This is a genomic window from Shewanella sp. ISS20 (genome assembly GCF_056522965.1).
On record NZ_JAWRZK010000001.1, the window covers coordinates 1,011,435 to 1,026,749 of the forward strand.

The following is a 15,315-nucleotide window of genomic DNA, read 5'->3' on the forward strand; positions in this document are numbered from 1 at the left end:
ACACTATGATAAAAAAATCCTTAGTTTATTTAGTCTCGATAGGCTTATATGCCTGTATCGTGCAACCAGTAAGTGCTGCCCTCACTGAATCGCAAAAAAATTATGTGGCCGCAAGAGCGGCCCTTAAAAGTGGCGATGACTACAGCTATCAACGGCTTAAACGCCGTTTAGCTGATTACCCGTTGGTGCTTTACCTTAATTATCATGAAAAAATTGATCACTTAGATGGCCTAAGCGCGTCACAATTTGCGAAGTGGTCAGCTCAATTTAAGGATTCGCCCTTATATCAAGGGGCAAGGCATCGTTTTTTAATGTCCGCCGGAAAACAAGAGCACTGGCAAGACTTTTTAAGCATTAGCCCAAGTGCGCCCAATAGCATTGAACTGCAATGTTATTACTATCAAGCTCAGTTTGCTAAGGGCGATAAGCAAGCAGCCTTTGACGGCGCCAAAACTCTATGGCTTTATGGTGCGTCGCAGCCTAAAACTTGTGATGAATTATTTAGCAAATGGAGTAACGCTGGCGAGCTTAGCGAAGCGTTAATCTGGCAACGCATGCTGCTCGCCTTTGATGCCAAGCAATTAGGCTTAATGAGCCACTTAGCTAAATCCATGAAGTCCCATAAAGCGCAGGCGCAGTTACTCATTGATGTCTATGGCGACCCTAAGCAGCTCCGTCATACTCAAAAATTTAAAAAGTCAGACCCTTTAGTGGCTGATGTCGTCACTATTGGCTTACGAAAACTAGCGCAAACTAATTTATCTAAAGCCTTTAGCTTATATCAGAGCTATCAACAAACGGGGCTATTTTCCAAAGAACAATCACAACTGGCAGCTCACGCATTAGTGCGCCGCGCGCTCATTAATCAAGATATTGAATACCTAAGCCGCATAGATTCACTGCTGCCCATGATAAACAGCGATGATGTCACTGAAATGCGCCTGCGCTGGGCCATTAGAAATAACGACCTTAAGTCTCTGACTCAATTTCTTCCCTTACTGAGCCCAGAAGCGCTGCAAGAGAGCCGCTGGCAATATTGGACGGCGCGCAGCCGTAACGATATTGAGCTATTAAAAAAACTCAGCGCCCAGCGTAATTTCTACGGTTTTCATGCCGCAGAGCAGTTGCAGCAAGATTATCAATTGGCTCATAACCAGTTGCCAGCACTTAGCCAGCAGCAGCAAAGAGAACTGCAGCAAACCCCAGGCTTTTTAAGAATGCTGGAGTTTAAAGCCTTAGATAAAAAGGGGTCGGCACGCATCGAATGGGACTATTTAATCCAAAACTCTGATAACGGTCCAGCCTTTGGCCAATTGGCCATCATCAAAGGTTGGCCAGAGCTTGCGATTCAAGCAACCATTGCCGGTAAGCATTGGGATCATCTGGCGCTGCGTTTCCCCATCGCCTTTAAAGACAGCATGCAAGCTGCCGCTCGCCGTCATCAAGTGAATTTGTATGAGATTTTAGCCATTGCGCGGCGCGAAAGTGCCATGTTCCCATTAGCGCGCAGTAGCGCCGGCGCCATGGGGTTAATGCAAGTCATGCCAGCAACAGCCAAGCAAACGGCTAAGCGCTATAGCTTACCCTACAGCAAAGACGTGCAGTTACTTGAGCCCAAGTACAACGCTAACATAGGTGCTGGATATTATAAGTATCTGTTAGAGAAGTATAATGGCAATCGCGTTCTAGCCATTGGTGCCTATAACGCCGGTCCTAGTCGCATTGCTAGCTGGTTAGCCCGCGCTGACGGTCAATTAGATACCATGGCATTTATCGAAAGTATTCCGTTTAAAGAAACCCGCGAATACGTGCAAGCCGTGATTTCTTATCGAATTATTTATGAAGCGTTACACTCTAATGGCAAGGTGGCGCCATTATTTAGCGACAGTGAGATGCAATTTGCCTATTAATCTTACCTAACGTAAAGGCTCACTAATAACCTCAACTAAGACAAGGAGTCACTGTGAGTAATTTGCTTAATGGCTTAATTAACCAATTACAGCAAGTGTTATTAGGGAAACCGCAGCCGATAAAATTGGCCTTAGCGTGTATTTTAGCGCGAGGCCATTTATTAATCGAAGACTTGCCCGGCATGGGAAAAACGAGTCTGGCGCAAGGGATTGCGTTAAGCCTTGGACTCAGTTATCAACGCATTCAATTTACCAGTGACATGCTGCCTGCTGATATCTTAGGTGTGACTATTTTTGATAGACAAGATAGTCAGTTTATCTTCCATCCTGGCCCGATTTTCCAGCAAATGATCTTGGCCGATGAAATCAACCGCGCCAGCCCTAAAACCCAAAGTGCCTTGTTAGAGGCCATGGCTGAACATCAAGTGACCTTAGATGGCAAAACTCACCGCCTGCCCTCGCCTTTTTTTGTGATAGCCACTCAAAACCCCAGTGAACAAGCCGGCACCTTTATGTTGCCAGAATCCCAGTTAGACCGTTTTATGATGCGCATTTCTTTAGGATATCCAGATAATCACGCCGAAATGCAAATGCTGCAAGCCATGGCGAGTAATGCCCATCAAACCGAACTTGCTCAATGCTTAAGCCCGACCCAGTTAGTGGAACTACAGCAACGGGTTGATAATATTACCGCCTCAGATGCTGTGCTGCGCTACTTACTAGCCTTAGTGCATGCCAGTCGCCACAGTTCTGATGCAACCGGATTATCGCCGCGCGCAACTAAGGCGTTATTACAAGCCTCCAAAGCTTGGGCGATGTTAGAGAACCGCGATTATGTGCTGCCAGATGATGTGCAAGCCGTGTTTGTGGCCGTGGCCCAGCATAGAATGCGCAGCCGCAGTGATTTACAAGGCGACAGTCACTGCCTGCAAATACTTAATCAAGTCAATCCCATCCGCTAATGGATTGTTGACACAATCAATACAAGCCGTGGTGCAGAATAGATGGGCTATGAATAGTCGCCAATAGTCTTTGGCCATTTAAGGATAGGTAAATGATGAGCGGTGGTAGATTTTTCAGCACACAGGCGCGCCAGCAATTACTCCAGCGTTGGCTTAATAAGCGCTTGCCGGTGGCAAACCATATCACCTTAAATCATCACAGCATTTTTATTATGCCCACGTTTCAAGGCTTGTTGTGGGTGATTATGGTGTTATTACTGTATTTGTTTGGCACTAACTATCAGAATAATTTGATCATTGGTCTTGGTATTTTAATGCTCGGGCTATTTGTCACCTCCGTTTTATTGTGTTATCGCAATCTGGCAGGAATAGATTTAAGTGCCAGACCCATAGGCGAAGTTTATCAAGGCAATACCTTAGGTATTGCCATAGGCTTAAGCGCGCGCCAAACCGCCTACCATTTGCAGCTTAGTTACCATAATAAACAATCAGTTACCTTAGCTCAGTTAACTACAGATAGCCAAGATGTGTATGTCCCCTTTAATGCTGTGCGCCGCGGGTTTATTGAGCCGCCGCATTTAACCTTGGCAAGCGCCTTTCCCTTAGGCCTATGCCGCGCTTGGACTTATGTGAATTTAGCCAATCCCTTGTGGGTATTTGCTGCGCCTATTGCAAGCACTCTGTTATCGGCTCAATTCACACCGGACAATCAAACGGGCAAAGGGGCGCCGCAAACTGGTGCCGATGAATTTATTGGCCTTAAAAACTATGTGGTGGGCGATGCACTTAACCGCGTGGCATGGAAACAATGGGCGCAAAAAAATACCATGCAAGTTAAGCAGTTTCATCTGCCCCAAGGCTTGCCTCAATGGTTAATCTTACCTGAGGTTTATGGCGCGGCGCGGGAACTTGCCATTTCCCAGCTCACCTTTAAAGTCAATGAACTCATAGCGCAAGGCATTAGCGTTGGTCTAGCACTGCCAAGCCAACGCTTTCCCCCCGATGATAGTGAGGCTCATAGACTCCGCTGCTTACAAGCCCTTGCCGCTTTGCCGCTGCCAACAGAGACTAATGCAGGAGCAGCGACTCGCCTGAAGGACAATGGCCGCCATGAGTGAGCAATTGATCCCGCGGCGCAGTCAGCTTTGGCTGCTGATTGTTAATATTGCCGTGTTATTGCCCTTAAGCCCTCATGCAACTTCTTGGAGTTTGGGGATTTGCGCCATTTGCTGGTTGTGGCGCCTTGGCATTTATTTTGGCAAGGTGGCTAAACCGCCGCGCATTTTAGTGTCAGGCCTAGCCCTTGGCGCCGCCGCAACCTTAGCCTTAGTTGCTAAAGATATTGGCGCGCTCAATGCCTTAATTAACTTATTGATCTTGGGCTATGCCCTTAAATACATTGAAATTCGCCAGCAGCGCGATATTCACACCATAGTGTTAGCAGGCTTCTTTTTAGTGGCCTTAAGTTTTATTGATAATCAGTCCATGGGCGCAGCGTTCATTATGCTGATTATTGTGATGCTAAATTTAGCGGCGCTCATGAGTCTCTATATCACTCACATTAGCTTTATCCATGCTTTTGGCTTTATCGGCCGCTGGTTATTACTAAGTGCGCCGCTCGCCTTATGTTTATTTTTAATACTGCCGCGCTTACCGCCGTTATGGTTAAGTCCGCAGCTAAATACGACGGTGACGGGTCTATCCAATGAAATGGCCCTTGGCGATATTACTGAACTCACCCGCTCCAATGAGCTCGCTTTTAGGGTGAGTTTTGATGCACAGATCCCAGCAGTCGCAACGCTTTACTGGCGCGCGCTGGTGTTAGAAGATTTTGATGGTGAGCGCTGGCGCCAACAAGAGCACATTCAACAAGCCGAAGCGCAAGTGGCGACAGACTTACCCGCAAGAAGGCCTGATTTAACTCTGCCAGAGCGCCAAATCATAAGCTATGACATCATCATGGAGCCAAGCCAACAAACTTGGTTAGTGGGTTTAGATACCGCCTTTAGTCAGTCAGACCATGTGGTTAATACCTATCAATATCGCCTCTTGGCTAAACAAGCCGTGAATCAAACCATGCGCTATCGAGTCTCAAGCGTGAGTAACAGCCCAATGGGGCTTGAATTCATAGCCTCTGACTATCAAGCCAACTTATTGCTCCCCACTGAGCACAAGGCATTAGAGCAAAACATACTAAATCCACAAACCGTGAGCTTAGGGCAAGAGTTTGGCCGACGTTTCCCCGATCCTAATCAACGCCTTAAAGCCATGCTGCAATACTTTCAGCAGCAGCCATTTTTTTATACCTTAACCCCTCCGCGCCTTGGCGCCGCACAAATCGATGACTTTTTGTTTACCAGTAAACAAGGATTTTGCGGCCATTACGCCTCAGCGCTCGTGTATCTTGCCCGCGCCTCAGGCATGCCGGCTCGGGTAGTCAGTGGTTATCAAGGCGGGATAGTGAGCCCTGATAAAGACTTTGTCAGTGTCTATCAATACATGGCTCATGCCTGGGTTGAAGTGTGGATTCAAGGTCAAGGTTGGGTGCGCGCCGACCCTACGGCTATGATAGCGCCTGGGCGCGTGCTTGATGGTTTTGATGCACTGTTTACTCCACAGCAATCCTATTTAGCGCAAAGCCATCAATTTAGCCAAAAACTGCAATTACATCCATGGTTTATCGCGCTGCAATCACAATTTCACATGGCCGATTATTACTGGAGCCAATGGGTGCTGGGCTTTGACAATGACAAGCAGCTAAAGATACTAAACCAACTGTTTGGCACAGTATCTGCGCTGAAAATTAGCGCCTTACTGCTGGCAAGTTTAGCTATAAGCTTAACTTTATTGCTGTTGGTGCCAAGTTTGAGTGTTAATAACCGCCGCCACGATGCCTTAGCGCGTCACTATCGCCGCTTAAGTGCCTATCTACATAGCCATTACGGCTTATCGGCCGTGGCCACGCCCAGAGAAGTTCATCAAAGTATTAGCGCGCATCATCCCCATCTTAATGATTTAAGCCTCAGTCTTTACCAAGATTTTATTTATGTGCGTTATCAAGAGGCCGCGCCTAAGGCAGAAACTAACACTCGTAAAGCGCTAGAGCGCAATTGCCATCGCTTGATCCGTAAGCTTTATTGGCGATTAGTTTTTTATCGCTTACGCCAGCATCTATTAAGCGTCATCCGTTAACCATCAAGCGAAGAGCTAAAATATTCAGGCCTTAGCTCAATAAGCCAGCATAGTTAAGTCATTCAGTTGAATGGGGATTATCAAAGGCATAGAATGACTTTTTTATTCTAGCGTGAGCACCTTATGCTGCATCTTATCCAGTCGAATCAAATGGAATTGCTCGCTGAACAATTAGCGAATTTATTGACACTCGACAGTGGCGCCTCGGCATTAAGCCAAGAGCAAATCTTAGTGCAAAGCCCAGGCATGTCGACTTGGTTGAGATTACAAATTGCCAGTCATAATGGCATAGCCGCAGCGCAAGAGTTCCCCTTACCTTCAAGCTTTATTTGGCAATTGTGCTATTTACTGCTTGAAGATGTGCCAGAAGAAAACCCTTTTACTAAAGCGGCCATGACCTGGAAGCTAATGGCGCTATTGCCAAGTTATTTAGATCAGGATGAATTTGCGCCGCTGCGCCATTACCTTGGTGATGGCAAGCCCTTAAAGCTGTATCAACTTAGCGCTAAAATCGCCGATATTTTCGATCAATATTTAGTTTATCGCCCCGAGTGGATTTTAGCCTGGGAAGAAAACGATCCCTTAGCAGCCCCTAACATTAGCGCTGAGCATGCATGGCAACCTTTGCTGTGGCGCGCATTAGTGGCTTATAACCGCGATACCTTAGGTCAAAGTGATTACCACAGAGCAAACTTGCATCAAGCGCTGATCTCCCGCTTAAACGCAGGCACTCATAAGGCTAAATTGCCGCCGCGCTTTTTTGTATTTGGCATATCGTCCATGGCGCCGCAAACCTTAGATGTGATTTACGCCCTCGCCAGTCACAGCGATGTATTTATGCTTAATCTAAGCCCGTGTGAGCATTATTGGGGCGATATTGTCGACCCGAAAGCGCGGGCGCGCATGGCACTCACCTATGCTAATAAAAAGCAGCTTCCCGCCTTATGGCAAAACAGCTTAGAAGTCGGCAATCCGTTACTCGCCAACAATGGCAAGATGGGTCGCGAGATGCTCGACATGCTCCTTGAACTTGAGCCCACGCATATTGCTTGGCATGAAGCCTTTAAACCATCTCCTCACAACAATATGTTGTCCGGGCTTCAAAACGATATTTTGGAAATGTCGACCTTAGGCACCTCCTTGTGCCCTGAGGTTGAGCAATACATCAATATACAGAGGCGCCGAGAATTAGCACCTAACGATCATTCGTTAGTGCTGCGCAGTTGTCACAGCCCACTGCGTGAAATCGAGACCTTGCATGATCATCTATTAAGTGAACTCGATGCTGACCCAAGTCTGTACCCGCGGGATATAGTAGTCATGCTGCCCGATGTGGCCGCTTACGCCCCTTATATCGATGCTGTTTTTGGGGCTAAACAAGGCCATCACTTTATTCCTTATGCCATTAGTGATCGCGGCGCCGCGCAAGAATCACCGCTGATTAATAGTTTTTTAAATTTATTACAGCTTGATACCAGCCGTTTTGGTCTCACTGACATTATCAGCATTTTAGAAGTGCCAGCCGTGATGGCGCGCTTTGATATTCATAGTGATGAGTTAGAGCGCTTAACCTTGTGGCTGCAACAAGCCGGTATTCGGTGGGGACGCGATGCCGACAATCGCGCTGAGCTTGGCTTGCCGGCCTTTGACAAACATTCATGGGCCTTTGGTATTCGCCGCCTTATCTTGGGCTACGCTTTGGGCGATGATGCCAATATTTATCTTGGCGATTTACCTGTGGCTGGCATTGAAGGTCAAAATGCGCAGTCGCTGGGTAAACTCTTAGATTTTATTGAAGTACTCGATGGCTTTCGCCAGCAAATGAATCAAAACGGCGATGCCATTAGTCGCATCCAATGTTTGCAGCAACTGCCCCTAGATTTATACCTTGCCAGTGATGATGACGATGCTGATTCAAAGCAGATTCAAACGGCGCTAGATCAATTTAGCCAACAAGTATTACCTTCAGGCTTTGACGGCGACTTGCCCTTAGCCGTGATTCATCAATGGTTTAATAGCGTGTTAAGTGAATCACGCGTAGGGCAACGTTATCTTGCTGGCAGCGTTAACTTTTGCACCTTAATGCCTATGCGCTCCATCCCATTTAAACGGGTATGTATGTTGGGCATGAATGATGGCGTGTATCCGCGGGTCCAGCATCCTGTAGGCTTTGATTTAATGGCGCATTTAGGGGCCAAGCGCGGCGATCGCTCGCGCCGCCTTGACGATCGCTATTTATTCTTAGAAGCCTTGTTATCGGCGCGTGAGCAACTGTATATCAGTTATGTCGGTCACAGTGAGCGCGATAACAGTGAGCGCATTCCATCCATGTTAGTGTCTGAGCTGATTGAATATTGCCAGTTATGCTATCGCCCAAGTGACTGCATTCCGAGTGGCAAGCAAGATACTGCCACTTTAGTGCATGAAGGCAACCATGCCGCTAAAAAACTCCTTAACCGCATATTGCGCGAGCAACCGCTGCAACCTTTTGATCCTAAGTTGTATCAAGTGCCAGCAACTCGCAGCGCCAGCGATTTAACCGATTCAAATAATGGCAGCAGCCATGGCCTCTCGCAAAGTTATGCGGCGCAGTGGTGCCCAGCGCCAAGAGAGCTTAATGAGCCGCAGCATTTTATCAATGCCGCCATCGAGCAAGCACAAGCACAAGCCAGTCAGCTTGAACTTGCCACCTTAATTCGTTTCTTTAGAAACCCGTGCCAGTACTTTTTCCAGCACACCCTGAAGGTGGATTTGCGATTAGACATAGATAGCCAAAGCAATGATGAACCTTTTGAATTGAATCCTTTACAGCGCTATCAGGTGCAGCAAAGCTTGCTTGATAGCGCCTTAGCCAATCCTCAAGGTGAAATTGATGCCTGTCTCATTGATGAGTTAAAAGCGGCTGGCCAATTACCTATGGCGCCGTTCGATCAATTAACCTTAACTCAATACCAAAAGGATATTGGCGCCCTCATTGAACGCAGTCTGTTTATGCGCGCGCTCTTGCCGACGCCAACCCCGATAGATATTGAGCTTCATTGTGACAAGGTTATTCTTGAGGGGCGAATTGATGATGTTTACCCCAAAGGGCTTATTAATGTGCGCCCTGGCACCACTAAACCTAAAGACTTATTACGCTTATATTTGCGTCACTTATGCCTTAATGCCAGTGGCTATAATACCGATGCTTACCTGTTAGATGTTGGTCATTTCCATCACTTAGCGCCGTTAACCGCTCTGCAAGCATTAAATTGCTTAAATGAGTTAATTGAGGCTTTTCATCAGGGTCTGCGTTTGCCATTAGCTTTTATGGCACAAACCTCCCTTGCCTATCAAGAGTGTGATAATGCACTGAGCCATCAAGAGAAACTCGATGAAATTGAAGCTGTGTGGCTCAATGATTCCGGCTTTGGTGATGGCGCCGACCCACATAATGCTCGGGTATTTACATTCCCCGATGATTTTACTGATGGCTCTATCAATACTAAAGACGCCCCTTGGAGCTTTGCCCAAGTGGCCCACAGGATATATGCCCCTATGTTGAGCCTCTATCACACCGACACCTTAGCCAAACTCGACGCTTTTGTGGGAGATAACGCATGACAGTCACAGCATTAGATGCACTCACCCTGCCGTTATCCGATAGACGCTTAATTGAAGCCAGTGCGGGTACAGGTAAAACCTACACAATTTCAGGTTTATACCTAAGATTATTGCTGGGCGATAATGGCCGCGAGCCCTTAAGCTGCGAACAAATTTTGGTGGTAACTTTTACCAATGCCGCCACGGCAGAGCTTAGAGACAGGATTAGAAATCGAATCAAGCTTTGTTATCAGCGCTTTATTGGGCTAGATGTCGATGATGATTTTATTAATCGCTTGTACCACAGTTACCCAAGCGCTGATATTACTTTGGCGCTGCGCAGACTCGATCTTGCGCTTAAGAGCTTAGATGAAGCCGCCATTTTTACTATTCATGGTTTTTGTCAGCGCATTTTATCCGACATGGCATTTGAATCGGCGCTGCTATTTGAATCTGAGTTCACCTTAGATGACAGCCAATATTTGCAGCACAGTGTGCGTGATTTTTGGCGCCATGCTTGTTATCAATTACCGGAATTACTGGCAAGCGCCATAGAGGGTAAATTTAGCCAACCTAATGATTTATTAAAGCAACTGCGGCCACTTATTGGTGCCAGCCAAGCCAAGCTTAATCGCCAAGTAAAGCCCTTTGATGAGGTTTGCCAGGCATTAACTCAACAAGTAAGTCGCTTGCGCCTAGAATGGCCACGAGTGCGCCCCCAAACCGAAGAACTACTGCATAGCTTACCACTCAATGGCGTAAGTTACGGTAAAGCCGATGATGGTTTCCCAAAACTGGCCGCCATGCTAGCCAGCATGGATAACTGGTGCTTGTATGGCGCAGGCTTACCAGCACCTAAGTTATTAGATAGCCTGTCATTATCAAATCTTAAACTTAAAAAAGGCGGCAGTATTCCACTCGATAGTGAGCTGCCCATCTTAGGTCAAATTGAGCGTTTGAATGAAACTATCCATGGCTTAATTCCCGCATTCTTAGTCAAAGCGCGCGCTCAAATTAGTGCGCGCACCCAGGAATTAAAGCAAGAGCGTAACTTATTAAGCCCTGATGACTTACTGCTGACCTTAGCCAATGCCATCATAGGGTTAGACTTGGCTATGTGTCAGAGCGCTAATGCCGATGAATCCAGTGATGAAAATGCCCACATAGCCGCTAGTCTGTTGGCACAGCAAGCAATTAGTCAGCAGCTCACCACCAGCATAGCTAAGCGTTTTCCGGTAGCGTTAATCGATGAGTTTCAAGACACAGATCCGCTGCAATTTGCTATTTTTTCGGGCATTTACCCAGCAGTTGCCAGTGAGGCGCAGCAGCATACCTTATTGATGATTGGCGATCCTAAGCAAGCCATTTACGCCTTTCGCGGCGCCGATATTTATACCTATATCAGCGCACGCCAACAAACCGCCCATCATTATCATCTCGATACTAATTATCGCTCGAGCCTTGCTATGGTAAACGCGGTTAATCAGTTATTTACCCAAGTGGATGACCCATTTATCAGTGACACCATCAGCTTTGATGAGGTCAAGGCCGCCGATAAGGGCAGTAAAGCCCTGATTGAGCCAGAATCCTGCGCTGCCTTGCAACTGCGCTTACTGGCTGAAGATGCCGACAAAGGTCTTAATAAAACCACGGCCAGAAAACAATTAGCGGCCGATGCCAGTAATGAGATAGCTAGGCTACTTAATTTAGCCTCAAGTGGCGCGGCGACTTTGGTGGCGAAGACAGATAAATCAAGCCCACTCAAAGCTAAAGATATTGCGGTATTAGTGCGAGACAGAAATGAAGCGAACGTCATGCGTGATGCCCTCACGCAGCGCGGCATTGGCGCGGTCTTTTTAAGCCGAGATAGCGTCTTTGATACCGATGAAGCTCGGCAAATGGTGCTAATTTTGCGCGCCTTAGTTGACCCGCGTGATGAGCGCGCTATTCGCGCCGCCCTGGCCTGCCCGCTGTTAGGTTTTAGCGCTGACAATATTCATGAATTTAATCAGTCTGAAAACATGCGCGCGCAGATTTTAGAGCAGTTTTTAACTTTGCATCAATTGTGGCTGCGCCGCGGCGTGATGCCAGCGTTACTGAATTTAGCCGACTCATTGAATTTACTTACCCGGCTGCAGCAAGCAAAAGATGCCGATAGACAGCTCACGGACTTTAGGCATTTAGCCGAATTATTACAGCAAAAAGCTGCTGAGCTTGATGGCATGAGCGCCCTACTTAACTGGTTTGAGCAAGAAATTTCCTTGCATCAAGGTGGTGAAGAGCAGCAGTTAAGGTTAGAAAGCGAGCAAAACTTAGTACAAATTGTCACTATCCATAAGAGTAAAGGGCTGGAATACCCAGTGTGTTTCTTGCCATTTGTGAGTCTGGCGCGAGATCAATCGCGCCGCCCGGCGCCTATGCTCTACCATCAAGCGCAACACCTTATCTGGGATATCGATGGTAGCGATGACGGCTGGGAGCTAGCCAAACAAGAAACCTTAGCGGAAGATTTACGCCTCTTGTATGTGGCGCTCACCCGCCCTGTGTATCGCTGTTACTTGTATGTGGCTAACCATTGTCGCATCAGTAAAAAAGGTGATGTCACCAGTTTCTTAAAAGATACCGCCATAGGTTACTTACTTGGCATTAGGGCTAAGGATTGTCGTTATATTGATATTGCTAATAGCGTCAACGCATTAGTGCACAGTGACGCAACTGATTCAGATACTAATCAGCCAATTGACCTCATAGCTAAGCACGAGATTAATCCGCTGCAGGCAGAGATTAAGCTGCAAACAACAGCCAGCACAGACATGCAAACCTTGGCCGCCAGAACGCCAAAAGCCAGATTTAGCATTTCATGGCGAGTAGGCAGCTATTCAGGCTTAGTCAAACACTTGCCCCATGAAAAAGTGCAACCGGGCGCCGATGATGAAGCCGATAACAGCATAGCGATTTTAGAGCCTGATGTTATCACCCAAGATAATCGCTTTAGTTTTGAGCGCGGCGCCAATGCAGGTTCATTCATGCACTCGGTATTGGAATTAATCGATTTTATTCACGCAGAACGCGATCTTAGCAAGCACTTACCAGAAGCTATGAAGCAATATCAAATTGATAAGCGCTGGCAAGACGTGCTTTATCACTGGTATCTAGATATTTTGCGCAGCCCATTAGCACTAAGTGATGGCACCAGTCTGCAATTAAGCGAATTAACGCCTAAACACAAGCTAGTAGAAATGGAGTTTTACCTGCCAACGGTTGCTATTAACGATAGAACACTGGCAAGTTTACTTAAACGCCATGGTTATGGCGGCGAACTCAGGTTTGATAGCTTCCAAGGCATGCTCAAAGGTTTTATCGATTTAACCTTTGAATATCAGGGTAAATATTTCATTGCCGATTATAAATCTAATCATTTGGGGGACAGTAGCGAACATTACTTACACCCCGCCATGGCCAGCGCCATTCAAAGCCATAGATATGATTTGCAGTACTTAATTTACACCTTAGCCCTGCACAGATACCTAAAGCTAAGGCTTAAGGATTATGACTATGAAACCCATATGGGCGGCTGCTTTTACTTATTCTTACGCGGCATGACTGCCGAGCGTCCTGGCGCTGGGGTATTTTTCGATAAACCGCCATTTATCTTGATTGATGAATTAGATGCGCTCCTGCGCGCGCAGCCTCAACAAGCCAGTGCGACCAATAGCGCCAGCACGAATTCACAGGAGATAAATGTATGATTGAATCTTGCCTGCCCATTAGCGCCTTACTTAAAGAGTGGCAACGACTGCGGCTGTTAACCGCGCTCGATCGCCACTTTGCGCTGCAAATGACGCAAATCCATCACAGCCATAGCGATGAATTATTGCTGTTTTGCGCCTTATTAAGCCGTCAGTTATCTGCGCAGCACCCGTGTTTAAAGCTTGATGAATTGGACTTTACTAATCCACTCGCTGAGCGCCAACCTAGCTGCCAGATAACAGTCAGTATTGACGAATGTCAGCAGCGCTTATTAAGCTTTGCCCCCGTAGGTCTGCCTGGTGATGACAAACCATTAATTCTCGATGGCAATAAGCTCTATTTAAAACGCTATTATGATTTTGAGTGCCAAGTGGCCGAAAAATTACTGGCGCTATCAAGCCAGCATTACCCAAGCAATGATGCGAGCATTCAAGCCTTAAATGCACTTTATCCAAGTGGCAATGAGCTTGACTGGCAAAAAATCGCTACAGCAACCGCCTTTAGCCAGCAACTAGCCATCATTACTGGTGGCCCTGGCACAGGTAAAACCACCACAGTTACTAAGTTATTACTGCTGCTGTGCGCGCAAGATGAGTTAACCATTAAGCTAGTGGCACCTACGGGTAAAGCGGCGGCGCGACTCACTGAATCCATCAAGGCGTCAAAACGGCGCTTAGCCTCTGAATTAAGCGCACTTGATGGCATTGATATCAATGCGTTAGAGCGTATTCCAGAAGAGGCTTCAACCCTGCACCGCTTACTTGGGGTATTACCAAATTCACATCAGTTTCGACATCATCAAGCTAACCCCTTGCACCTTGATGTGTTAGTGGTGGATGAAGCCTCTATGGTGGATTTACCTATGATGCAAAGATTACTGAGCGCTCTACCAAGCCATGCGCGCTTAATATTACTTGGGGATCAAGATCAGTTAGCCTCAGTAGAAGCCGGCGCTGTGCTGGCTGATATCTGCGCTGGCCTTGCCGTCAATCACGGCTGGCAAATGCGCTACAGCCCAGCATTTGCAGCAAATTTAAGTGCCATGACAGGCCATGATATGAGTGGCTTAGTGAGCCACAATTCTGGCCTAGGTGATAACTTATGTATGCTGCGCCATAGCCATAGATTCGTGGGTGATGCTGGCATTGGCGTCTTAGCCAAAGCTGTCAATGAATGTGATAAACAAGCGATACGGCGCGCTTGGGCACATAACTACAGCGAGCTCACTTGGCTTGATGATCAGCAGCAAGGACTTGAGCCGCTAAAAGAGTTAGCGGTTGAGCAATATCGCGACTATTTAACTGTGATTAACCGCGCCGACGTTAGCCCAGAAGATATGATTGAGCGCTATAACCAATTTCGGATTTTATGTGCCACCCGCGCCGGCGACTATGGGGTCGAGGGCATTAACTTGCATGTGACTCTAGCATTAAAGCAAGCGGGCTTAATTCGCCCCGAGAATGAGTTTTATGCGGGCCGCCCCGTCATTATTCAAAGCAATGATTACAACTTAGGCCTATTTAACGGCGATATTGGCTTGATTTTACCCGATAACAGTCAAGGTTCAATGCGCTTAATGGCGCACTTTGTTCAAGCCGATGGCAGCATACTTAAGGTCTTACCGGCGCGCTTGCCTAATCATGAAACTTGTTTTGCCATGACAGTGCATAAAAGCCAAGGCAGTGAATTTGCCCATGTGGCATTCGTGCTGCCGCCCAATCCAAGCCCGGCTCAAAAACAATTATTGACCAAGGAGTTAATTTACACCGCCATCACTCGCGCTAAATCAGCTTTTACTTGCTTAGGCACCCAAAGAGTGTTTGAAATGGCAAGTATGCAAAAAACCGCCAGAGCTTCGGGCTTAGCGGCACGCTTGTGGCCTAGTTTTTAACCAGTCACACCAGAAACGCTTGCCTAGT

General features: G+C 47.0%; 7 protein-coding genes. All 7 read left to right on the forward strand.

The features are described 5' to 3' along the window. Positions 1-5: 5 nt before the first annotated feature. The 7 genes from AC1HDP_RS04610 (at position 6) to recD (ending at position 15,287) form a co-directional block, all read left to right on the forward strand. On the forward strand, positions 6-1,910 hold the full coding sequence (locus tag AC1HDP_RS04610; protein ID WP_479637846.1) for a transglycosylase SLT domain-containing protein: 1,905 nt from the start codon (positions 6-8) through the stop codon (positions 1,908-1,910). Between the two features lie 53 nt (positions 1,911-1,963). Further along, entirely contained in the window at positions 1,964-2,872 is a 909-nt protein-coding gene (locus tag AC1HDP_RS04615; RefSeq protein WP_479637847.1) for an AAA family ATPase, read from the forward strand. A gap of 92 nt (positions 2,873-2,964) precedes the next feature. After that, positions 2,965-3,990 (forward strand): DUF58 domain-containing protein, encoded by a 1,026-nt coding sequence (locus AC1HDP_RS04620; protein ID WP_479637848.1) that lies wholly within the window; start codon positions 2,965-2,967, stop codon positions 3,988-3,990. Further along, on the forward strand, positions 3,983-6,064 hold the full coding sequence (locus AC1HDP_RS04625; protein WP_479637849.1) for a transglutaminase TgpA family protein: 2,082 nt from the start codon (positions 3,983-3,985) through the stop codon (positions 6,062-6,064). The genes AC1HDP_RS04620 and AC1HDP_RS04625 overlap by 8 nt, the downstream gene beginning before the upstream one ends. 123 nt (positions 6,065-6,187) lie before the next feature. Beyond that, positions 6,188-9,667 (forward strand): exodeoxyribonuclease V subunit gamma, encoded by a 3,480-nt coding sequence (gene recC / locus AC1HDP_RS04630; protein ID WP_479637850.1) that lies wholly within the window; start codon positions 6,188-6,190, stop codon positions 9,665-9,667. Further along, positions 9,664-13,395, forward strand: a complete 3,732-nt coding sequence (gene recB / locus AC1HDP_RS04635) for an exodeoxyribonuclease V subunit beta (protein ID WP_479637851.1) — start codon at positions 9,664-9,666, stop codon at positions 13,393-13,395. The genes recC and recB overlap by 4 nt, the downstream gene beginning before the upstream one ends. Next, positions 13,392-15,287 carry an exodeoxyribonuclease V subunit alpha gene (gene recD, locus AC1HDP_RS04640; RefSeq protein WP_479637852.1) on the forward strand — a complete coding sequence of 632 codons (1,896 nt, stop codon included), beginning with the start codon at positions 13,392-13,394 and terminating at the stop codon, positions 15,285-15,287. The genes recB and recD overlap by 4 nt, the downstream gene beginning before the upstream one ends. The last annotated feature ends 28 nt before the right edge of the window (positions 15,288-15,315 follow it).